This window comes from Pseudomonas sp. SCPG-7, from assembly GCF_002156405.1.
Lineage (GTDB): Bacteria > Pseudomonadota > Gammaproteobacteria > Pseudomonadales > Pseudomonadaceae > Aquipseudomonas > Aquipseudomonas parakoreensis.
Genome location: NZ_MVOO01000009.1, coordinates 197,956 through 219,908, shown reverse-complemented (window position 1 = coordinate 219,908; position 21,953 = coordinate 197,956). Strand labels below are relative to the sequence as shown.

The window sequence follows — 21,953 nt, the reverse complement described above, 5'->3', positions numbered from 1 at the left end:
TATTCAGGTATCCAGCGTCCCCGCGAGAAACTGCGTCATGCGCTGACGCATCGTCGCCCCTTCATTGCCCAGACAGCCGATCGACGATCCCGCCAGGCTGTCCTGTGCCAGATCGGCGGTATCGCCGGCCAGCAGCACCTGACAATCCAGACTTAACGCCAGACGGTTCAACCGTCGCGGCAAATCGGCTGTCGGGGCGTGATTGGAAAACAGCACCAGCGCCTGCGGCTTGATCCGCTCGCACACCAGCGCCAACTCATCGAATGGCTGACCGGTGGTGAGCACCCGCACCCCGGCGTCATTGCCACTCAGAAACAACGCGGCAACCAGTAATTCGAGTTCACGACACTGACCGGCGAGCGCACTGACAATCACTTTGCGCGGTTGCGCGCCGCGCAGCGCGACAATCCGCTGCAGGACTCGCGCCCGCAGGAACCCGTCGAAAAACAACCATTCGCTGGTCTGGCCGAAGGCATCCTGACGCTGCAACATCTGCAGCCACAACGGCATGAGAATGTCCTGGAACACCACTGACAGCGAATATGAAGAGAAAATCTGGTTGTAGACCTGATCCAGCGCGCGGTCATCGAATGCGCTGACTGCAACCTGCACCTGTTGTTGCCACTGCGCGTAATCAGCCTGCACCAGATCATCAGGAATGATATGCGCCAGCACTTTCAGCGGCTCGGTCTTGGCGAGGATCTTGCCGACCTTGCTCACCGCCACGCCGCGGTCGATCCAGTCGACGATGCTGCGCACGCGCTCGATTTCGGTCATCGAATACAGCCGATGCCCGCTTTCGGTGCGAGTCGGCTGAATCAAACCGTAGCGACGCTCCCATGCACGCAGCGTTACGGGGTTGACGCCGGTCAGGCGCGACACCTCACGAATAGGGAACAACTCTTCGCGCTCAAGTGCGACAGAGGCCTGCGAAGCAGGGTCAGCGTCCGTGATAACAGCCATTGTGCAGGTGCATCCACTCGGTAGATTTGGATCCCATTCTACCTCCGATGCCCTCTATCGGTTCAACCCATGAATAGAGACGAAAGTCTCTGAAACTGTCATTAAAATCAGGAATAATCCTTGCTTGTCAAAAAGCGCAGGCTCCTACCCCCGCCTGCGTATTGCGAAACTCCTACCCGGAGCGACGCACTCGGAATACGGAGATACATAATGTCTACTTCCCCCGTCACGCTGATGGTTGCGCGTCGCGTCGCCGACGGCCGCTATCAGGACCTGATTGCCTGGCTGCGCGAAGGCGAACAACTGGCCACTGACTTTCCCGGTTATCTGGGCTCCGGCGTGCTCGCTCCGCCACCCGGTGACAACGAATTCCAGATCATTTTCCGCTTTGTCAACGAACAGACCCTGCATGCCTGGGAGCACTCGGTCTCGCGTACCGCGTGGCTCGCGCGAGGCAGCGATCTGTTCGCGCATCCCAAAGAACATCGGGTCAGTGGTATCGAAGGCTGGTTCGGCGCGGCCGGTCAGCGGCCACCGCGCTGGAAACAGGCCGTGGCCATCTGGCTGGCGTTCTTTCCGGTGTCGCTGCTGTTCAACTTTGTTCTCGGGCCGTTGCTCGGCGACATGAGCCTGCTGCCGCGGGTGTTGATCAGCACGGCGTGCCTGACGCCATTGATGGTGTATTTCTTTATTCCGCTGTCGACGCGGTTGCTGGCCAACTGGTTGAACGCTGTGCCGGCGCGACCTTTGCCTGCAACACCCTCTACGCAGAATCGCTAAAGATCGCAGCCTCGTTGCACTCGTCAGCTCCTACAGATGAAGGCGCCCCTGTAGGAGCTGCCGAAGGCTGCGATCTTTTCGACAGCGTCGCTGTTATAGTTTTTGCTCCAGCCGCGACGCGAGCCGTACATGACCATTTCCTCCGCCCCGATTCTCATCACCGGTGCCGGCCAGCGTGTCGGTCTGCACTGCGCGCAGCGTTTGCTTGAAGACGGCCATCAGGTCATTTTCACCTACCGCAGCCAACGTCCAGGCGTGCAAGCGCTGCGGGATCTGGGCGCGATCGGAGTGTTCGCCGACTTCTCCAGCGAAGCGGCCATTCTCGCCTTCATCGATGAACTGAAAACCCATACCGACCGCCTGCGCGCCATCGTCCACAACGCCTCCGAATGGCTGGCGGAAACCCCGGGCAACGAAGCCGAAGCCTTCGTACGCATGCTCAACGTGCACCTGCTCGCGCCGTACCTGATCAACTTGCACTGCGCCGACCTGCTCAAGCGCTCGACACCGGCCGACATCATCCACATCAGTGACGACGTCACGCGCAAGGGCAGCAGCAAACACATCGGCTATTGCGCCAGCAAGGCCGGGCTCGACAGCCTGACCCTGTCCTTCGCCGCGCGCTATGCGCCGGCAATCAAGGTCAACGGCATTGCGCCAGCCCTGCTATTGTTCAATCCCGACGACGACGCGGCGTACCGCGCCAAGGCGCTGGCCAAATCCGCGCTGGGCATCGAACCCGGCAGCGAAGTGATCTACCAGAGCCTGCGCTATCTGCTCGACAACCCCTATGTCACCGGCACGACCCTGACCGTCAACGGCGGACGGCACGTCAAATAAGCTGCTGCGCGAGGATCTCCCATGAGCCGTACCCTGCCCGAGAATTACCGCGAGATCCTCATCGGCCTCGGTGAAGACCCCGACCGCGAAGGCCTGCTCGACACTCCGCAGCGCGCGGCCAAGGCCATGCAATACCTGTGTCACGGCTACGAACAGCGTGTGGAGGAGATCGTCAACGGCGCGCTGTTTGCTTCCGACAGCGACGAGATGATTATCGTCGCCGACATCGAGCTCTACTCGTTGTGCGAACATCACCTGCTGCCCTTCATCGGCAAGGCCCATGTGGCATATATTCCGACCGGCAAGGTGCTGGGACTGTCGAAGATTGCGCGGCTGGTGGACATGTTCGCCCGGCGCCTGCAGATTCAGGAAAACCTTACCCGGCAGATTGCCGACGCAGTGCAACAGGTCACCGATGCCGCTGGCGTCGCGGTGGTCATCGAGGCCCGGCACATGTGCATGATGATGCGCGGTGTCGAGAAACAGAATTCGACCATGAACACCTCGGTCATGCTCGGCGCCTTTCGCGACTCGAGCAACACCCGCCAGGAGTTCCTGCAATTGATTGGACGGAGCAAGTAAATGTCACAACTTCAACCGGGAATGGCGCGCATCCGGGTCAAGGATCTGCGCTTGCGCACCTTTATCGGGATCAACGAGGACGAGATCCTCAACAAACAGGATGTGCTGATCAACCTGACCATCCAGTATGCCGCGCAGGAAGCGGTGCGCGACAACGACATCGATCACGCACTGAACTACCGCACCATCACCAAGGCGATCATCGCCCACGTCGAGGGCAATCGCTTTGCGCTGCTCGAACGCCTGACCCAGGAGCTGCTGGATCTTGTGATGAGCAATACCGCCGTGCTTTACGCCGAAGTCGAAGTCGACAAGCCGCATGCCCTGCGATTTGCCGAGTCGGTGTCGATCACTCTCGCGGCCAGCCGCTGAGCGCGTCTGGCGCATCGCGCGCCAGACTTTTATCATCCGCGCCACGAATAGACTGCACAGAGCCCATCATGACCGAGCAACAACGCCTCGAACTCGAAGCCGCCGCTTTCCGCCGGCTGGTCGCCCATCTGGACAGCCGCAAGGACGTGCAGAACATCGACCTGATGAACCTCGCCGGGTTCTGCCGCAACTGCCTGTCCAAGTGGTACAAGGCCGCCGCCGATGACCGTCAGATCGAGGTCAGCCTCGATGACGCCCGCGAAGTGGTTTACGGCATGCCGTACGCCGAATGGAAAGCCCAATACCAGCAAGAAGCCAGCGCCGAACAACAGGCGGCGTTCGCCAAAGGAAAACCCAATGAGTGATCTGAACACCCTGCGCGCCAGCCTCAACAGCGGCGAACACGCTTTCGCCGATACCCTGGCGTTCATCGCTGCCAGTTATGACTACCAGCCGCAAGCGTTCAACAATGGTGGCGTGGAAAACGCTGCCGGGCAGAACGAAGGTTCGTGCAAGACCCTGGGTCTGGCACTGCTGGAAGGCTTGAGCAATGAAGAAGCGCTGCTGGCATTCGGCGAGCATTACCGCTCGGTGCTGGCGACGCCTGAAGGCAGCGACCACGGCAATATCCGTGCGCTGATCAAGCACGGGCTGGCCGGTGTGAAGTTCGAAGCACAGCCGCTGACACGTCGCTGATTCAAGATCAAAAGATCGCAGCCTGCGGCAGCTCCTACACTGATCCCTGTAGGAGCTGCCGCAGGCTGCGATCTTTTGACTCTCATAAAAAAACCGGCCGAAGCCGGTTTTTTTGTACCTGCGGTCTTAGAACGAAGCGTTCTGCAGACCGTCCAGGTAACGCTCGGTGTCCAGTGCTGCCATGCAGCCGGCGCCGGCCGAAGTGATGGCCTGACGGTAAACGTGGTCAGCCACGTCGCCGGCAGCGAAGATGCCTTCGACGCTGGTAGCAGTGGCGTTGCCGTCACGGCCGCCCTGCACCACCAGGTAACCGTCCTTGAGGGTCAACTGGCCTTCGAACAGCGAAGTGTTCGGAGTGTGGCCGATCGCGATAAACACGCCGTCGACCTTGATTTCGTCGAAGCTGCCGTCGTTGTTTTTCAGGCGCGCACCGGTCACACCCATGTTGTCGCCCAGCACTTCGTCGAGGTTGGCGTTCAACTTGAGGATGATCTTGCCTTCGGCCACACGGGCGTTGAGCTTGTCGATCAGGATCTTCTCGGCGCGGAAGGTTTCGCGACGGTGGATCAGGGTCACGGTGCTGGCGATGTTCGCCAGGTACAGTGCTTCTTCAACAGCGGTATTGCCGCCGCCGACCACAGCCACCGGCTTGTTGCGGTAGAAGAAACCGTCGCAGGTCGCGCAGGCCGACACGCCTTTGCCCATGAACGCCTCTTCCGACGGCAGGCCCAGGTAACGCGCGCTGGCACCGGTGGCGATGATCAGGGCGTCGCAGGTGTAGGTCGCGCTGTCACCGGTCAGGGTGTACGGCTTGGCGGCGAAGTCCACGGCGTTGATGTGATCGAAAACGATCTCGGTTTCAAACCGCTCGGCGTGCTCGCGCATGCGCTCCATCAGCGCCGGACCAGTCAAGCCGTGGACGTCGCCCGGCCAGTTATCGACTTCAGTGGTGGTGGTCAGCTGACCGCCAGCCTGCATGCCGGTGATCAGCAGTGGCTTGAGGTTGGCACGGGCGGCGTAGACCGCAGCGCTGTAACCGGCAGGGCCGGAACCGAGAATAATCACTCGCGAATGACGGACTTCAGACATGACCTGCTCCTGTTGACCGGGCCGAAACACTGGCGCGGAACGCCGGACTGCCGGCGGGAATAAAAAAGGACTGTGGATAACCTTGGGGAAGGCATGAGCTCGACAGTCCTGTAAAAAGTTGGGTGCAGCGTATCGAGGGGGGCAAGATTAAGGAAATACGGATTAACAATCCAGCTCATAGGTGGTCTCTATGCGCAGACTCCGACCGGATCGACGTCTTTGTTACAGTGAATGTCGATCGCTCTGCCGCGCTTTCGCACCCGTTGCAAAGTCGGTAAGGTCGGCGCGTTTTCCCTTGCTCGGAGCCCCTTATGCCCGCCCCCGTTCTGTCCGGCCCGCAATACCTGCGCGAAGGCCTCAAACTGGTTCTCAGCCCGGGCCTGCGCCTGTTCGTGCTGCTGCCGCTGGCGATCAATCTGGTGCTGTTCGTCGGATTGATCTATCTGGCCGGCCATCAGTTCAGCCTGTGGGTCGACAGCCTGATGCCGTCGCTGCCCGACTGGCTGAGTTTTCTCAGCTACATCCTGTGGCCGCTGTTCGTGGTGCTGGTGGCGTTGATGGTGTTCTTCACCTTTACCATGCTGGCCAACGTGATCGCGGCGCCGTTCAACGGCTTCCTCGCGGAAAAAGTCGAAGTGGTGGTGCGCGGCACCGATGATTTCCCGGCCTTCAGCTGGGGCGAACTGATCGCGATGATCCCGCGCACCCTCGCCCGGGAAATGCGCAAACTCGGCTACTTCCTGCCGCGAGCAATCGGCCTGTTCGTTCTCTCGTTCATCCCGGTGGTCAATATCGTCGCCGCACCGCTGTGGCTGCTGTTCGGCGTGTGGATGATGGCGATCCAGTACATCGACTACCCGGCGGACAACCACAAATTGGGCTGGAACGAGATGCTCGCCTGGCTGCGGCAGAAGCGCTGGCAGAGCATGAGTTTTGGCGGGATCGTCTACCTGGCGCTGCTGATTCCGGTGGTCAACATCCTGATGATGCCGGCCGCCGTTGCGGGCGCGACCTTGTTCTGGGTACGTGAGCGCGGCGCGGAGAACCTTGTCGCACAGCGCTGAGCCGCTCACAGACCGCCAGTCACAAATCCATCATCCGAACGTCACAGGCACGACATGGCCTCAGCCGACACTGAGGTCATGACGACAGCTCTGCATATCACTCTGATCAGCGAAACCTTCCCACCGGAAATCAACGGGGTGGCCAATACCCTTGGTCGCTTGTGCGATGGCTTGCGCGCGCGTGGGCATCAAGTGGAACTGGTGCGACCGCGCCAGGCGGGCGATCCACAGCGTGTCGAGGACGATGCCTTGCTGTTGTGCCGGGGCTGGCCATTGCCGGGTTATCCGGGGTTGCAATGGGGTCAGTCGTCGATGCACAAGCTGCTGCGGCGCTGGCAGCGTCATCGCCCGGACGTGCTGTACATCGCCACAGAAGGTCCGCTCGGCTTGTCAGCCTTGCGGGCGGCGCGGCGCTTGGGGATCTCGGTGGTCAGCGGTTTTCATACCAATTTCCAGCAGTACACCCATCAGTACGGGCTGGGTTTGCTGACGCGCTTGCTGACGCATTATCTGCGCTGGTTCCACAATCGCTCGTCGATGACCCTGGTGCCGAGCGTCAGTCAGCGTCTGGAACTGGAGCGCCGGCATTTCGACCGCCTCGCCCTGCTCTCCAGAGGCGTGGACAGCCAGTTGTTTCACCCGGCCAGGCGCCTGAACGGGTTGCGTGAGCAATGGGGCCTGAGCGAGCAGGACATCGCGGTGATTCACGTAGGACGTCTGGCCACGGAGAAGAACCTGGGCCTGCTCAAGCGCTGCTTCGATAAACTCCGCAGCACTTATCCACAGCGCAACCTGAAGCTGATTGTGGTCGGTGACGGACCACAACGGCTTGCGCTGGAAAAAGAGCTGCCTGAGGCGATTTTCTGTGGTTCACAGCGCGGCGAAGCGCTGGCGGCGCACTATGCCTCGGGGGATATTTTTCTGTTCCCGAGCATGACCGAAACCTTCGGCAATGTGGTGCTCGAAGCACTGGCTTCAGGCCTGGGGGTGGTGGCGTACGATCAGGCAGCGGCAGCGCAGCATATTCGCCACGGCTACAACGGTGTGCTGGCGATGCCGGGTGATGAAGAGGCGTTCTGCGATGCGGCGGCTTGGCTGCTGGAAGAAGATGAGCGGTTGCGCTGCGTGCGCCTGAATGCGCGTCAGCATGCCAGTCGCCAGGGGTGGGCGGCGATCATCGAGCAATTTGAAAAGCATTTGCGTGGGGCGTGTCTGCGGGAACAGGTGTTGCCGAATGCGCAGACATTGCCTTAGATCTTTGCTGATTTTGAAGCCGCCATCGCTGGCAAGCCAGCTCCCACAAGGGGCTGCGGTGAACACAATTTTTGTGAACACCCGCAATACCTGTGGGAGCTGGCTTGCCAGCGATAGCATCAGTTTGAGCGCCGCTTAAACCAGCGTCATCAACGCCTCACGGCTGAACGGCAGAATATCCTGCTCACGCCCTTCACGGACTTTCAGTGCCCAGTCCGGATCCACCAGCAGCGCACGGCCCACCGCCACCAAGTCGAACTCGTCGTTGTTCAGACGCTCCAGCAGTTTTTCCAGACTGGCCGGTTGCGCGACCTTGTCGGTGTTGACCATGAACTGCAGGAACTCGCCGTCCAGGCCGACGCTGCCAACGGTAATGGTCGGCTTGCCGGTCAGCTTGCGTGTCCAGCCGGCCAGGTTCAGCTCGGAACCGTCGAACTCGGGCTCCCAGAAACGCCGCGTCGAGCAGTGGAAAATATCCACGCCAGCGTCTGCCAACGGCTTGAGGAACTCGCCCAGCGCCTCGGGCGTTTGTACCAGACGCGCGGTGTAATCCTGCTGCTTCCACTGCGAAAATCGGAAGATGATCGGGAAGCCTTCGCCGACGGCGGCGCGCACCGCTTGAATCAATTCGATGGCGAAACGCGAGCGGTTGGCGAGGCTGCCGCCGTATTCGTCGCTGCGCTGATTGCTGCCTTCCCAGAAGAACTGGTCGATCAGGTAACCGTGGGCACCGTGGATTTCCACGCCGTCCATGCCGATGCTTTTGGCATCTTTGGCAGCCTGGGCGAATGCGGCGATCACGTCCTGAATGTCCTGTTTGGTCATGCCGTGCACCACGACCTGGCCGTCCTTGAGTTTTTCCGTCGGGCCGTAACCCGGCACGCTGGCGTCCGGCTCGGTGCCGATACGGCGCACGCTGCCGACATGCCACAGTTGCGGAACAATCTTGCCGCCCTCGGCGTGCACTGCGTCGACCACTTTTTTCCAGCCGGCCAGTGGCGCTTCACCGAAGAACTGCGGCACGTTCGGGTAACCGTTGGAGGCCTTGTGACCGACCGTGGTGCCTTCGGTGATGATCAGACCGACACCGGCCGCAGCGCGGCGACGGTAGTACTCGATCACTTTGGAATTGGGTACGCCACCCGGGGAAAATGAGCGGGTCATTGGTGCCATGACCACGCGGGTCGGCAGTTCGAGGGCACCGAGATGGAACGGTTTGAACAGGGCTTGCACCGGCATTGGAAGGCTCCACAGGGAATGACTTTATGACGGCGATAATATGGAGAGTTGCAAGCCTTGAACAGCATTATTGATTTGAGTGATCAAGGATCAAAAGACACAAAGCAAAAGATCGCAGCCTGCGGCAGCTCCTACAATTATTCGATAACTCGATGACGTGTAGGAGCTGCCGCAGGCTGCGATCTTTTGATCTTGCTGGTTCAGCCCAGCGCTTTTTCAATCGCGTGAACGATGGTCGGATCATCCGGCGCCGTGCGCGGCGAGAACCGCGCCAGCACCCGGCCGTCCTTACCGAGCAGAAACTTCTCGAAGTTCCAGGTGATATCCCCGGGAAACTCCGCGCCCTCGCCCGCCAGCAAGCGGTACAGCTGATGCCGCTCGTGACCGTTGACTTCAAGCTTGCTCGACAACGGGAACGTCACGCCGTAGTTCAGGCTGCAGAATTCCTGGATTTCCTGCTCCGTGCCTGGTTCCTGGCCGGCAAACTGGTTGCACGGCAGGCCCAGCACACTGAAGCCCTTGCCCTTGAATTGCTGGTAGAGGTTTTCCAGTGCCGCGTACTGTGGGGTCAAGCCGCATTTGGAGGCGACGTTGACCACCAGCACGACTTGGCCCTTGAAAGGCGCCAACGGTAGCTCCTGACCATCCAGGGCTGTCAACTTAAGGTCGTGAAAAGCACTCATGACGGACTCCAGATTCCCGTGTTCTACTCGAAACAGCCACTTGGCGAGGCCACCAAGGACAGCCGCGGACTAAAAAGGCGCCCGCAGGCGCCTCTCCAGTACTCGAAGCTTAGCGCAGAAAATCAGTGGTGATGGCCACCTTCGCCATGGACGTGGCCATGAGCGACTTCTTCCTGGCTGGCGTCACGGATAGCAACGACCTTCACTTTGAAGTTCAGGCGCTGACCGGCCAGTGGGTGGTTACCGTCAACGGTGACGTCGTCGCCGTCCAGGTCACGAATGGTCACGATCTGCATCTGGCCGTCCGGCGCCGAAGCGTGGAACTGCATGCCGACTTCCAGCTCGTCAACGCCTTCGAACATGCTGCGGCTCAGGGTGCTGACCAGTTCGGCAGCGTATTCGCCGTAAGCGTCTTCCGGCTCAACGGAAACTTCCAGCTCGTCACCAACAGCCTTGCCTTCCAGCGCTTTTTCCAGGCCCGGGATGATGTTGCCTGCGCCTTGCAGGTAGACCAGCGGAGCGCCGCCGGCGGAGCTGTCGATGACCTCACCAGCGTCGTTGGTCAGGGTATAGTCGATGGAGACAGCCTTATTGGCGGCGATCAGCATGGGGCGAGACCTTTTGCATAAGAATATAGAAAGGCCAAGTTTAGCGAAGCAATCGCGCGAAAGCGAACACAACCCGGACAAACGGGTTTCGACGATCACCGGCTTCCATCAGGACGAGGACAGTCACTGGGTCGTCGAGCTTTCCTGTGGCCACACCCAGCACTTGCGTCATCAGCCGCCATGGCAATCGCGCGCCTGGGTCCTTGACCCGGCGCAACGTATTGAAAAAATAGGCCAAGCCTTTACCTGCGGTTGGTGCGCACAAGGCTCGGTTAGCGATAACCTTGGCGACTGAATTTCGGTAGGCGGTCACGTATAGATCGCCACCCTTGCCATGCACCCTTAGAGAATCCGCATGCAAACTTTTTTTATCGCGCCCACCGATTTTGGCGTGGGTCTGACCTCCATCAGCCTCGGGCTGGTGCGTACCCTGGAGCGGGCCGGACTGAAAGTCGGCTTCTTCAAGCCGATCGCCCAACCGCATCCGGGCGATACCGGCCCTGAGCGCTCCACCGAACTGGTGGCGCGCACCCATGGCCTGAAACCACCACAACCCTTGGGTCTGGCCCACGTCGAGCGGATGCTTGGCGACGGCCAGCTCGACGAACTGCTCGAAGAAATCATCGCTCTTTATCAGCAAGCCGCCATTGGCAAAGACGTGCTGGTGGTCGAAGGCATGGTGCCGACCCGCAGCGCCAGCTACGCCGCGCGGGTCAACCTGCACCTGGCGAAGAGCCTGGATGCCGAAGTGATTCTGGTCTCGGCCCCGGAAAACGAAGTGCTCGCCGAACTCTCCGGCCGCGTGGAATTGCAGGCGCAATTGTTTGGCGGTCCGAAAGACCCGAAAGTCCTCGGCGTGATCCTCAACAAGGTCAAGACCGACGAGAGCATGGAGGCCTTCGCCACGCGCTTGAAGGAGCATTCGCCGTTGCTGCGCAGCGGTGACTTCCGCCTGCTCGGCTGCATTCCGTTCCAGCCCGAGCTCAACGCACCGCGCACCCGCGACGTCGCTGACCTGATGGGCGCACAGGTGCTCAACGCCGGCGACTATGAAACCCGGCGCATGACCAAAATCATCATCTGCGCGCGCACCATGCGCAACACCGTGGAGCTGCTCAAGCCCGGCGTGCTGGTGGTAACCCCGGGCGACCGCGACGACATCATTCTTGCGGTCAGCCTTGCGGCGCTCAACGGCGTGCCATTGGCCGGGCTGTTGCTGACCAGTGACACCCTGCCCGATCCACGCATCATGGACCTGTGCCGTGGCGCGTTGCAGGCCGGTCTGCCGGTATTGTCGGTGAGCACCGGCTCCTACGACACCGCCAACCTGCTCAATGGCCTGAACAAGGAAATCCCCATTGATGACCGCGAGCGCGCGGAGATCATCACCGACTTCGTCGCCAGCCATCTTGACGCCAAGTGGCTGCACCAGCGCTGCGGCACCCCGCGGGAAATGCGCCTGTCACCTGCAGTATTCCGCTATCAACTGATTCAACGGGCGCAGTCGGCGAACAAGCGCATCGTCCTGCCCGAAGGCAGCGAGCCGCTCACCGTGCAAGCCGCGGCGATCTGTCAGGAGCGCGGCATCGCCCGTTGCGTGTTGCTGGCCAAACCGGCGGACGTTGAAGCCGTGGCCCGCGCGCAAGGCATCGAGCTGCCGCCGGGGCTGGAGATTCTCGATCCGGATCTGATCCGCGAGCGTTATATCGAACCGATGGTCGCCCTGCGCAAAAGCAAAAGCCTCAACGCGCCGATGGCCGAACAGCAACTGGAAGACACCGTGGTCATTGGCACCATGATGCTTGCGCTGGATGAAGTCGACGGTCTGGTGTCGGGCGTGATCAACACCACCGCCAACACCATCCGCCCGGCGCTGCAACTGATCAAGACCGCGCCGGGCTGCACGCTGGTGTCTTCAGTGTTCTTCATGCTGTTCCCCGAAGAAGTGCTGGTCTACGGCGACTGCGTGATGAATCCGCACCCAAGCGCAACTGAGCTGGCCGAGATCGCCCTGCAAAGCGCCGACTCGGCAGCGGCCTTCGGCATCACCCCGCGCGTGGCGATGATCAGTTACTCCAGCGGCGAGTCGGCCAGCGGCGAAGAAGTCGAGAAAGTCCGCGAAGCCACCCTGCTCGCCCACGAGCAACAGCACTCGCTGCTGATCGACGGGCCGCTGCAATACGACGCCGCTGCCAACGCCGATGTGGCCCGGCAACTGGCGCCCAACAGCCAGGTGGCCGGCCGCGCCACGGTGTTCGTGTTCCCCGACCTGAACACCGGCAACACCACCCACAAAGCCGTGCAGCGCAGTGCCGACTGCGTCAGCCTCGGCCCGATGCTGCAAGGCCTGCGCAAACCGGTGAACGATCTGCCGCGCGGCGCGCAGGTCGACGACATCGTCTACACCATCGCCCTGACCGCGATTCAAGCCGCCAACCGACCTATGGATGTGTAAATGCTGGACTTCCTGCCCGCCCCGATTCGCGGCGTGATTGCCGCGCTGCTGTTGGCGCTCAATACGATTCTGCTGTGCTCGTTCCTGTTCTGCGTGGCGTTGATCAAAGTGCTGCCCTTCAACCTCGCCCGCCGCGCTTCACTGTGGCTGATGAGCCACACCCACGAAGCCTGGATCAGTAACAACAAGGGCTGGATGAACCTGGTACGCCGCACCCGTTGGCACATCAGCGGCTTGCAAGGCCTGGATTACAAACACTCGTATTTGATCACCAGCAACCACCAGAGCTGGGTCGACATTCTGGTGCTGCAATACGTGCTCAATCGGCGCATCCAGCCGCTGAAATTCTTCCTCAAGCAGGAGCTGATCTGGGTCCCGGTGATTGGCCTGGCGTGGTGGGCGCTGGGCTTTCCGTTCATGAAACGCTACTCCAAGGCCTATCTGGAAAAACACCCGGAGAAGAAAGGCAAAGACCTGGAAACCACGCGCAAGACCTGCGCGAAGTTTCGCGACAACCCGGTGGGGATTTTCAACTTCGTCGAAGGCACACGCTTCACCGAAGGCAAGCACGCGCAACAGCAATCACCGTTCAAGTACCTGCTCAAGCCCAAGGCTGGCGGCATCGCCTTTGTGCTGGACGCAATGGGAGAACAGCTGGAATCGATCGTCAACGTGACCATCCACTATCCGGGCGGGCGTCCAGGGTTCTGGGACCTGCTGTGCGGCAACGTGCGCGACGTGGTGGTGCACTTTGAAGAACTGAAAATCCCGCCGGCCTTCATCGGCAAGAACTACGACCAGGACGGCGAATACCGCCTGCAGTTTCAGGGCTGGATCAATCAGCTGTGGCAGGACAAGGATGCGCTGCTGGAACAGATGCACCGAGAATTCCCGAACCGGCACTAACCTTGTGGGAGCTCGCCTGCTGGCGATGGCCGAGATCAGCAAGCATCACTGGTGAATGACATAGCGCCATCGCTGGCAGGCCAGCTCCCACAGTTGGATTGGGTGCGTTCAGTTAGGGATTGGTCAACTGGCAGGCCGCCTTCGCTGGCAAGCCAGCTCCCACAATTGGGTTGGGTGTTCAGTTAGGTATCGGTCGGCTGGTAGGCCAGCTCCCACAAAATCAAGATCAAAAGATCGCAGCCTTCGGCAGCTCCTACACAAAACCCGCGGCGCAGCCGCCCCACTCCAGGATGAGCGCAAGCTCGGCTGCAGCTTTTGATCTTGATCCACGGGCGACGTCGGAAGGCTGAGCGGAAGGATTGATCCGGGGGTGGGAGCGCAGCGACCGTTTGGCGAAGCCAAACACAGCGAGAGGAGGTGCAGCGAAGCAAACCGTAGGCGCTGCCCCCGGATCAATCCCGCAGCGAAGGGACCCCGAGCCCCAGCGAGCGGGCCGAACGCAGGAGCAAGCCTTTTGGGTTACCTTTTCGGCGTTTGGAAAAGGTGACTCGCCGTCAGGGCGAAACCCTAAGCAGCCGTTACCGCAGCAACGGATATACACCCAAAAACCCAAGAGCATGGTCGGCCCAAAGGCCGCCACCGCCAAAAACCAAATTACTCCAATAAAAAAGCCCGCCGATGCTCACTCATCCGCGGGCCTTTCATTTCCGGCAAACGCTTAAATCGCGCCACGCTTGCGCAGCAGATCCAGCACCTGCTTGACGCTCTCTTCCAGCGACAACGACTGCGTGTCGATCACCAGATCGGCATTCAGCGGCACGTCATACGGGAAGGACTCACCCGGAATATTATCGCCACCCGCAGCATACAAGCCCTGCGGATCACGCTCGGCACACACCGCCGGCGAGGCCTGCACATAAACCGTCAACAGACGATCCTTGCCGATCAGCTCCTTGGCCTGCTCGCGACCTTCAGCACTCGGCGCAACAAACGCCGCCAGGGTCAACAGACCAGCCTCATTGAACTGACGCGCCACGTGCGCCGCACGCCGCCAATTCTCGGTGCGACCGGCACGGTCATGTGGCAAGCCCTTGTTGAGGTCGTGACGCAGGTTCTGCCCATCGAGTACGAACACGGCACGACCCATGTCGAACAACTTGCGCTCGACCGCATAGGCCAGGGTGCTCTTGCCTGCGCCGGACAGGCCGCTGAACAGCACGGTCGCCGGTTGCTGGCCAAAGCGCTGGGCACGTTCTTCAGTAGCAACGTGGGCCAGTTTGCCGTGGTGGGTGGCCGTGCCGTGGCTCAGTGGCTGAGCGACGATCATGCCGGCGCCAACGGTGCCGTTGGTCAAACGGTCAATGACGATGAACGCACCGGTGGTGCGGTTGCTGTCGTAACCGTCGAGGGCGATCGGCGCGTCGAGCGCGATCTTCACCTTGCCGATTTCGTTGAGCTGCAACGCGCTCGCCGGACCTTCTTCAAGGGTGTTCACGTCGACCTTGTTGACGATGCTGGCAATCGAGCCCGGCACATAACTGGTGGCGCGTTTGATGTCGTATTTCTTGCCCGGCAACATCGGCTCTTCAGCCATCCACACCAGCATCGCTTCGAAGCTGTCGGTGACCGGCGGCACGTTGTCGGCATGCACCAGCAAGTCGCCACGGGAGATGTCGATTTCGTCTTCCATGGTCAGCGTCACCGCTTGACCAGGACCGGCCTGCTCCAGCTCACCTTCGAAGGTGACAATGGATTTGACGCGGCTGCTCTTGCCCGACGGCAGCACCACCACTTCGTCGCCCTTGTGCACGATGCCGCTGGCGAGGGTGCCGGCGAAGCCGCGGAAGTTCAGGTTCGGACGGTTGACGTATTGCACCGGGAAGCGCAGATCGGTGAAGTTGCGGTCGCCCGCCACTTCCACGGTCTCGAGAATTTCCATCAGCGACTGGCCGGTATACCACGGCGAGCGCTCTGACTTGTTCACCACGTTGTCGCCCTTGAGAGCAGACATCGGCACGAAGTGCATGCTGGTCGGCTTCATCTTCAAGCCTTCGGCGAACTTCAGGTAGTCGGCCTTGATCGACTCGAACACACCTTCATCAAAGTCTTTCAAGTCCATCTTGTTGATGGCGACGACGATGTGCTTGATGCCGAGCAACGAGGCGATGAAGCTGTGACGACGAGTCTGGGTCTGCACGCCGTAACGGGCATCGACCAGAATGATCGCCAGGTCACAGGTGGATGCACCGGTGGCCATGTTGCGGGTGTACTGCTCATGGCCGGGGGTGTCGGCGATGATGAACTTGCGCTTGGCGGTGGAGAAATAGCGGTAGGCGACATCAATGGTGATGCCCTGCTCACGCTCGGCCTGCAGGCCGTCGACCAGCAATGCCAGGTCGATGTCGTCACCGGTGGTGCCGACTTTCTTCGAATCGCGGGTGATGGCTTCCAGATGATCTTCGTAGATCATCTTGGAGTCGTGCAGCAGGCGCCCGATCAGGGTGCTTTTGCCGTCGTCGACGTTACCGCAGGTCAAAAAGCGCAGCAGCTCTTTACGTTCGTGCTGGCCCAGGTAGGCGAGGATGTCCTCGCTGATCAAATCAGATGCGTGCGACATGACAACCCCTTAGAAATAGCCTTGACGTTTTTTATCTTCCATCGAGCCGGCGCCATCGTGGTCGATGACCCGGCCCTGGCGCTCGGAAGTTCGCGTCAGGAGCATTTCCTGAATGATGTCCGTGAGGCTTTCGGCCTCGGACTCCACCGCGCCCGTCAACGGGTAGCAGCCAAGGGTACGGAAACGCACTTTCTTTTTGACGATGCGCGCCTTGTCCTCGTCGGACAGATGCTCAAGGATGCGCTCGTCGTCGATCATGATCAGGGTGCCGTTCTTCTCGATCACTTCGCGTTCGGCGGCGAAGTACAGCGGCACGATCGGGATGCCTTCGAGGTAGATGTACTGCCAGATGTCCAGTTCGGTCCAGTTCGACAACGGGAACACACGAATGGATTCGCCCTTGTTGACCTTGCCGTTGTAGACGTTCCACAGCTCCGGACGCTGATTCTTCGGATCCCAGCGGTGCTTGCTGTCGCGGAACGAGTAGACACGCTCCTTGGCGCGGGACTTCTCTTCGTCACGACGGGCACCACCGAACGCAGCGTCGAAACCATGCTTGTCGAGTGCCTGCTTCAGGCCCTCGGTCTTCATGATGTCGGTGTGCTTGGCGCTGCCGTGGGTGAACGGGTTGATATTCTGCGCCACGCCATCGGGGTTGATGTGGGTGATCAGGTCCAGGCCCAGCTCTTCGACCATCTTGTCGCGGAACTTGTACATCTCCTGGAATTTCCAGCGAGTGTCGACGTGCATCACCGGAAACGGCAGTTTGCCCGGGAAGAACGCCTTGCGTGCCAGGTGCAGCATCACGGCGGAGTCTTTACCGATGGAGTACAGCATCACCGGGTTGTCGAACTCGGCGGCCACCTCGCGGATGATGTGGATGCTTTCCGCCTCCAGCTGTTTCAGATGCGTCAGTTTGTCGACCATGGCTACTCACGAAAGCTTTCTTATGAACGGCCAGCGGGCCGTGTTCGAGCGGGGAATCCTAGCACAGCGCCCTCTTCTAATCAGGACGCCAACTAGATCGAAAGGGCATATGAATATGCCCACCAGTTTGCCCTACTAACCCTGTAGGAGCTGCCGAAGGCTGCGATCTTTTGATCTTGCTTTTAAAAGACAACGCCAAAGGATCGCAGCCTTCGGTACTACAGGACAGCATTTCAGATCAGGCTCGCCGCGAGTCGTCAGATCGGGTTCGGGCAGTCGATGAAGATGTGTTCCAGGGCAAAACGTTTTGCCAGATAGTCACCCAGCGCCTGCACACCATAGCGCTCGGTGGCATGGTGGCCGGCGGCGATGAAGCTGATGTCGTTTTCCCGAGCGCTGTGGAAGGTCTGCTCGGAGGCTTCACCGCTGAGGAACAGATCAACACCCGCCGCCGCGCCCTGATCGATATAGCCCTGCCCGCCGCCAGTGCACCAGCCGACCCGACGAATCATCGTACTGCCTTCGACCAGCAGCGGCTCGCGGCCCATGACCTCCTGAACCTTGCGCGCGAAATCACGCGGGGTCATCGGCTCATTCAACGAGCCAACCAGTCCGACAATCTTCAGGTTGTCGGGATCCAGCGGCCCTTCGACGGTGATGTCCAGCTGACGCGCCAGTTGCACGTTGTTGCCGACCTCCGGGTGCAGATCCAGTGGCAAGTGATAGGCGAGCAGACTGATGTCGTGCTTGAGCAAGGTTTTCACGCGACGCTGCTTCATGCCGGTGATGCACGGGTTCTCGCCTTTCCAGAAATAGCCGTGATGCACCAACACCAGATCGGCCTCGGCTTCTACTGCGGCATCGAGCAAGGCCTGACTGGCGGTGACGCCACTGACAATGCGCATCACCTGCGGACGACCTTCGACCTGCAAGCCGTTGGGGCAGTAATCGGCGATTTTCGCACTGCCGAGGTAACGGTCGGCTTCTTCGACCAGGGTGCTGAGGGCGACGGCCATGAAAGACTCCTAAATATCCCGTTCAGAGGCGCGCGCGGCCTCGTATAATGCGCGACATTATCGGCGGTCTGCCCCCGCCTGCAACTTTTCCAGGACGTGCTTAATGCTCAAGGCGCTGCGTTTTTTTGGCTGGCCGCTGTTGGCCGGCGTGCTTATCGCTCTGTTGATTATTCAGCGTTACCCGCAGTGGGTCGGGCTTCCGAGCCTCGACGTCAACCTGCAACAGGCCCCGCAAACCACCAGTGTGCAACAGGGCCCGGTGTCCTATGCCGACGCGGTGACCATCGCCGCACCGTCGGTGGTCAACCTCTACACCACCAAAGTCATCAACAAACCGGCGCACCCGCTGTTTGAGGATCCGCAGTTCCGGCGCTTCTTCGGTGACAACTCGCCGAAGCAGAAACGCATGGAATCGAGCCTCGGTTCCGGCGTGATCATGAGCCCGGAAGGCTACATTCTGACCAACAACCACGTGACCACCGGCGCTGACCAGATCGTGGTGGCACTCAAGGATGGGCGCGAAACCCTCGCCCGCGTCATCGGCAGCGACCCGGAAACCGACCTCGCGGTGCTGAAGATCGACCTGAAAAACCTCCCGGCGATCACCGTCGGCCGCTCCGACAACATCCGCATCGGCGACGTCGCACTGGCCATCGGCAACCCGTTCGGCGTCGGCCAGACCGTGACCATGGGCATCATCAGCGCCACCGGGCGCAACCAGTTGGGCCTGAACAACTACGAAGACTTCATCCAGACCGACGCGGCGATCAACCCGGGCAACTCCGGCGGCGCACTGGTCGATGCCAACGGCAATCTCACCGGGATCAACACCGCGATCTTCTCCAAGTCCGGCGGCTCGCAAGGCATCGGTTTTGCGATTCCGGTAAAACTGGCGATGGAGGTGATGAAGTCGATCATCGAGCACGGTCAGGTGATTCGTGGCTGGCTCGGTATTGAAGTGCAGCCGCTGACCCAGGAACTGGCCGAGTCGTTTGGCCTGTCCGGGCGTCCTGGAATTGTCGTGGCGGGAATCTTCCGCGATGGCCCGGCACAGAAGGCCGGCCTGCAGCTGGGTGACGTGATTCTGAGTATCGACGGCGAACCGGCGGGTGATGGCCGCAAGTCAATGAACCAGGTGGCGAGGATCAAGCCGACCGACAAGGTCACCATTCAAGTGATGCGCAATGGCAAGGAGCTGAAGCTGACCGCGGAAATCGGCCTGCGTCCACCGCCGGCGCCGGTCAAGGAAGAAGAGTAAACACCAACCAAAAACACTGTGGGAGCGAGCTTGCTCGCGAAGAGGCCGGCACATTCAACATCGTTATTGAATGGCCAAGCGCTTTCGCGAGCAAGCTCGCTCCCACAGGTTCACCGGTGTCCTACAGGTCGCCGAGGCCGTCGATCAGCGCCTGATTCTGCTCCGGCGTACCGATCGAGATCCGCAGGAACTGGGCAATCCGCTCCTGCTTGAAGTGGCGCACAATCACGCCCTGCTCGCGCAACTTGGCTGCCAGCCCCGCTGCATCGTGTTGCGGGTGCCGGGCGAAGATGAAGTTTGCCGCCGACGGCAGCACCTCAAACCCCTTGGCCTGCAATTGCGCGATGACCCACTCACGACTTTCGATGACCAGACGGCAGGTCTTGTCGAAATACTCGCGATCCTCGAACGCGGCCGCCGCTCCGACAATCGCCAGGCGATCCAGCGGATAGGAGTTGAAGCTGTTCTTGATTCGCTCCAGCGCTTCGATCAGATCCGGATGCCCCACCGCCAGGCCGACGCGCAGGCCGGCCAGCGAGCGCGACTTGGACAAGGTCTGGGTCACCAGCAGGTTCGGATAACGGTCCACCAGGCTGATCGCGGTTTCGCCGCCGAAGTCGATATAAGCCTCGTCCACCACAACCACCGAATCCGGGCTGGCCTTGAGGATCTGCTCGACCGCTTCCAGTGCCAGCAGGCAACCGGTCGGTGCGTTCGGATTGGGGAAAATGATCCCGCCGTTCGGTTTGGCGTAGTCCGCCGGGTTGATCTGGAACTGCGCGTCCAGCGGCACGGCATCGAACTGGATGCCGTACAGACCGCAATACACCGGATAGAAGCTGTAGCTGATGTCCGGAAACAGCAGCGGCTGCTCGTGTTGCAGCAGACCGTGGAAGATGTGCGCAAGCACTTCGTCCGAACCGTTGCCAAGGAACACCTGATTGCTCTGCACGCCGTAGTAGTTGGCGACGGCGGTTTTCAGCAGATCGCTGTTCGGATCCGGGTACAGGCGCAGGTTGTCGTTGAGCTCGGTTTGCATCGCCGCCAGGGCTTTGGGCGACGGGCCGTAAGGGTTTTCGTTGGTGTTGAGCTTGACCAGTCTGGTCAGCTTCGGCTGTTCGCCCGGCACATACGGCACCAGATCCTTGACGAACGGGCTCCAGAATTTACTCATGATCAGTTCCCCTTCTGCTCAGCTTTGATGCGGTATTCGGCACTGCGTGCGTGCGCGCTCAGGGATTCGCCACGGGCCAGCACCGAAGCGGTCTTGCCCAGTTCGGAAGCACCGGCCTCGGAGCAGAAGATGATCGACGAACGTTTCTGGAAGTCGTACACACCCAGTGGCGAGGAGAAACGCGCAGTGCCGGACGTTGGCAGCACGTGGTTCGGGCCGGCGCAGTAATCACCCAGCGCTTCTGAGGTGTGGCGACCCATGAAGATCGCGCCGGCGTGACGGATCTGCGGCAACCACGCTTGTGGGTCAGCGACCGACAGCTCCAGGTGTTCCGGGGCGATGCGGTTGGCGACTTCGATGGCTTGCGCCATGTCGCGCACGTGAATCAGCGCACCGCGACCATTGATCGAAGTTTCGATGATGGCCGCGCGGTCCATGGTCGGCAGCAGTTTGTCGATGCTCGCCGCGACCTTGTCGAGGAACTCGGCGTCGGGACTGACCAGAATTGCCTGCGCGTCTTCGTCGTGCTCGGCCTGGGAGAACAGGTCCATGGCGATCCAGTCCGGATCGGTCTGGCCGTCGCACACCACGAGGATTTCCGACGGGCCGGCGATCATGTCGATGCCGACCTGACCGAACACGTGGCGTTTGGCGGTGGCGACATAGATGTTGCCCGGGCCGACCACTTTGTCCACCTGCGGCACGCTTTCGGTACCGTAAGCCAGCGCAGCAACCGCTTGCGCGCCGCCGATGGTGAACACCCGGTCAACGCCGGCAATGCACGCCGCCGCCAGCACCAGCTCATTGATTTCACCGCGCGGGGTCGGCACCACCATGACCACTTCGGCCACGCCGGCAACCTTGGCCGGAATCGCGTTCATCAACACCGACGACGGGTATGACGCCTTGCCGCCCGGCACGTACAGGCCGGCGCGATCCAGCGGCGTGACCTTCTGCCCGAGCACAGTGCCGTCGGCCTCGGTGTAGCTCCAGGAATCCTGTTTCTGTTTTTCGTGGTAGCTGCGCACCCGCGCTGCAGCTTTTTCCAGCGCTTCTCGCTGCGCGACAGTGATGCGGGTCAGGGCCAGTTCCAGGCGCTCGCGCGGCAGGATCAGGTCAGCCATCGAGGCGACTTCGAGGCCGTCGAATTTCTGGGTGAACTCGACCAGCGCCGCGTCACCGCGCTCGCGCACCGCCTTGATGATGTCCAGAACGCGCTGATTGACCGAGTCGTCAGACACACTTTCCCAGCTCAGCAGATGATCCAGATGATGCGCGAAATCCGGGTCAGCAGCGTTGAGTCGGCGAATTGCAGTCGGTGCGGTCATAGCGAGAGCCTCATAGGAATGGCAAAAACTCAGGCGCCCTAACTTAGCAGTCGTTTCCGCTTGGGCACCTGAGATTCTGGCTATGAGGCGGATAGACGGGCG

22 protein-coding genes are annotated in these 21,953 nt (G+C 60.7%); 12 read left to right on the top strand and 10 right to left on the bottom strand.

Features of this window, described 5'->3' with window-relative positions; translation table 11 throughout:
* Positions 1-3 precede the first annotated feature (3 nt).
* Positions 4-963, bottom strand: a complete 960-nt coding sequence (locus B1722_RS18340) for a MerR family transcriptional regulator (RefSeq protein WP_041073943.1) — start codon at positions 961-963, stop codon at positions 4-6.
* A gap of 210 nt (positions 964-1,173) precedes the next feature.
* On the opposite strand from B1722_RS18340, the gene B1722_RS18335 reads away from it, so the two are divergent.
* From B1722_RS18335 to B1722_RS18310, 6 genes are all read left to right on the top strand, one after another.
* Positions 1,174-1,743: an antibiotic biosynthesis monooxygenase gene (locus B1722_RS18335; RefSeq protein ID WP_041073941.1), complete on the top strand. Its 570-nt coding sequence runs from the start codon at positions 1,174-1,176 to the stop codon at positions 1,741-1,743.
* 129 nt (positions 1,744-1,872) lie between these two features.
* Positions 1,873-2,583 carry a dihydromonapterin reductase gene (gene folM, locus B1722_RS18330; RefSeq protein WP_041073939.1) on the top strand — a complete coding sequence of 237 codons (711 nt, stop codon included), beginning with the start codon at positions 1,873-1,875 and terminating at the stop codon, positions 2,581-2,583.
* Between the two features lie 21 nt (positions 2,584-2,604).
* Positions 2,605-3,165, top strand: coding sequence for a GTP cyclohydrolase I FolE (folE, locus tag B1722_RS18325; protein WP_041073937.1), 561 nt, complete (start codon positions 2,605-2,607; stop codon positions 3,163-3,165).
* Positions 3,166-3,537, top strand: a complete 372-nt coding sequence (gene folX, locus B1722_RS18320) for a dihydroneopterin triphosphate 2'-epimerase (protein WP_041073935.1) — start codon at positions 3,166-3,168, stop codon at positions 3,535-3,537.
* A 68-nt stretch (positions 3,538-3,605) separates the two neighbouring features.
* A complete protein-coding gene (locus B1722_RS18315; protein ID WP_007968038.1) occupies positions 3,606-3,902 on the top strand; it encodes a DUF1244 domain-containing protein in 297 nt (98 codons plus the stop codon).
* Positions 3,895-4,233 (top strand): HopJ type III effector protein, encoded by a 339-nt coding sequence (locus B1722_RS18310; RefSeq protein WP_086793802.1) that lies wholly within the window; start codon positions 3,895-3,897, stop codon positions 4,231-4,233. Before B1722_RS18315 ends, B1722_RS18310 begins: the two co-directional genes overlap by 8 nt.
* Before the next feature lie 126 nt (positions 4,234-4,359).
* On the opposite strand, the gene trxB is transcribed toward B1722_RS18310, so the two are convergent.
* Positions 4,360-5,322 (bottom strand): thioredoxin-disulfide reductase, encoded by a 963-nt coding sequence (gene trxB / locus B1722_RS18305; protein ID WP_003221727.1) that lies wholly within the window; start codon positions 5,320-5,322, stop codon positions 4,360-4,362.
* Between the two features lie 311 nt (positions 5,323-5,633).
* Here trxB and cysZ point away from each other — a divergent pair, with 311 nt between their 5' ends.
* Together cysZ and B1722_RS18290 are read left to right on the top strand one after the other, a co-directional pair.
* Positions 5,634-6,386 (top strand): sulfate transporter CysZ, encoded by a 753-nt coding sequence (gene cysZ, locus B1722_RS18295; RefSeq protein ID WP_041073931.1) that lies wholly within the window; start codon positions 5,634-5,636, stop codon positions 6,384-6,386.
* Between the two features lie 54 nt (positions 6,387-6,440).
* Positions 6,441-7,640, top strand: coding sequence for a glycosyltransferase family 1 protein (locus B1722_RS18290; RefSeq protein ID WP_086793799.1), 1,200 nt, complete (start codon positions 6,441-6,443; stop codon positions 7,638-7,640).
* A gap of 135 nt (positions 7,641-7,775) precedes the next feature.
* Here B1722_RS18290 and B1722_RS18285 read toward each other — a convergent pair whose 3' ends face one another.
* From B1722_RS18285 to B1722_RS18275, 3 genes are all read right to left on the bottom strand, one after another.
* The gene (locus tag B1722_RS18285; protein WP_047291742.1) at positions 7,776-8,879 is read right to left on the bottom strand and encodes an NADH:flavin oxidoreductase; all 1,104 of its coding nucleotides are present in this window, start codon (positions 8,877-8,879) and stop codon (positions 7,776-7,778) included.
* A gap of 200 nt (positions 8,880-9,079) precedes the next feature.
* A complete protein-coding gene (locus tag B1722_RS18280; protein WP_041073925.1) occupies positions 9,080-9,562 on the bottom strand; it encodes a glutathione peroxidase in 483 nt (160 codons plus the stop codon).
* A 122-nt stretch (positions 9,563-9,684) separates the two neighbouring features.
* Positions 9,685-10,170 (bottom strand): peptidylprolyl isomerase, encoded by a 486-nt coding sequence (locus B1722_RS18275; protein ID WP_007968032.1) that lies wholly within the window; start codon positions 10,168-10,170, stop codon positions 9,685-9,687.
* On the opposite strand from B1722_RS18275, the gene B1722_RS18270 reads away from it, so the two are divergent.
* From B1722_RS18270 to B1722_RS18260, 3 genes are read left to right on the top strand one after another with little or no spacing between them, the layout of a single operon-like run.
* Positions 10,139-10,465 carry a DUF3565 domain-containing protein gene (locus B1722_RS18270; RefSeq protein ID WP_086793796.1) on the top strand — a complete coding sequence of 109 codons (327 nt, stop codon included), beginning with the start codon at positions 10,139-10,141 and terminating at the stop codon, positions 10,463-10,465. The genes B1722_RS18275 and B1722_RS18270 overlap by 32 nt on opposite strands.
* A gap of 60 nt (positions 10,466-10,525) precedes the next feature.
* Positions 10,526-12,625: a phosphate acetyltransferase gene (gene pta / locus B1722_RS18265; RefSeq protein WP_086793793.1), complete on the top strand. Its 2,100-nt coding sequence runs from the start codon at positions 10,526-10,528 to the stop codon at positions 12,623-12,625.
* Positions 12,626-13,531, top strand: a complete 906-nt coding sequence (locus tag B1722_RS18260; protein ID WP_086793790.1) for an acyltransferase — start codon at positions 12,626-12,628, stop codon at positions 13,529-13,531. It begins immediately after the preceding gene.
* A 718-nt stretch (positions 13,532-14,249) separates the two neighbouring features.
* Here the strand turns inward: B1722_RS18260 and cysN are convergent.
* From cysN to B1722_RS18245, 3 genes are all read right to left on the bottom strand, one after another.
* Positions 14,250-16,148 (bottom strand): sulfate adenylyltransferase subunit CysN, encoded by a 1,899-nt coding sequence (gene cysN / locus B1722_RS18255; RefSeq protein ID WP_041072872.1) that lies wholly within the window; start codon positions 16,146-16,148, stop codon positions 14,250-14,252.
* Between the two features lie 9 nt (positions 16,149-16,157).
* Entirely contained in the window at positions 16,158-17,075 is a 918-nt protein-coding gene (cysD, locus tag B1722_RS18250; RefSeq protein ID WP_007912374.1) for a sulfate adenylyltransferase subunit CysD, read from the bottom strand.
* Positions 17,076-17,332: 257 nt separating this feature from the next.
* Positions 17,333-18,091, bottom strand: a complete 759-nt coding sequence (locus B1722_RS18245) for a Nif3-like dinuclear metal center hexameric protein (RefSeq protein WP_086793788.1) — start codon at positions 18,089-18,091, stop codon at positions 17,333-17,335.
* Positions 18,092-18,194: 103 nt separating this feature from the next.
* Between B1722_RS18245 and algW the strand changes: the two genes are divergently transcribed.
* Positions 18,195-19,349 carry a Do family serine endopeptidase AlgW gene (gene algW, locus B1722_RS18240; protein WP_041072868.1) on the top strand — a complete coding sequence of 385 codons (1,155 nt, stop codon included), beginning with the start codon at positions 18,195-18,197 and terminating at the stop codon, positions 19,347-19,349.
* Between the two features lie 121 nt (positions 19,350-19,470).
* Here algW and hisC read toward each other — a convergent pair whose 3' ends face one another.
* Both hisC and hisD read right to left on the bottom strand, forming a co-directional pair.
* Positions 19,471-20,523, bottom strand: coding sequence for a histidinol-phosphate transaminase (hisC, locus tag B1722_RS18230; RefSeq protein ID WP_041072866.1), 1,053 nt, complete (start codon positions 20,521-20,523; stop codon positions 19,471-19,473).
* A gap of 2 nt (positions 20,524-20,525) precedes the next feature.
* On the bottom strand, positions 20,526-21,851 hold the full coding sequence (hisD, locus tag B1722_RS18225) for a histidinol dehydrogenase (RefSeq protein ID WP_086793784.1): 1,326 nt from the start codon (positions 21,849-21,851) through the stop codon (positions 20,526-20,528).
* Positions 21,852-21,953: the final 102 nt, after the last annotated feature.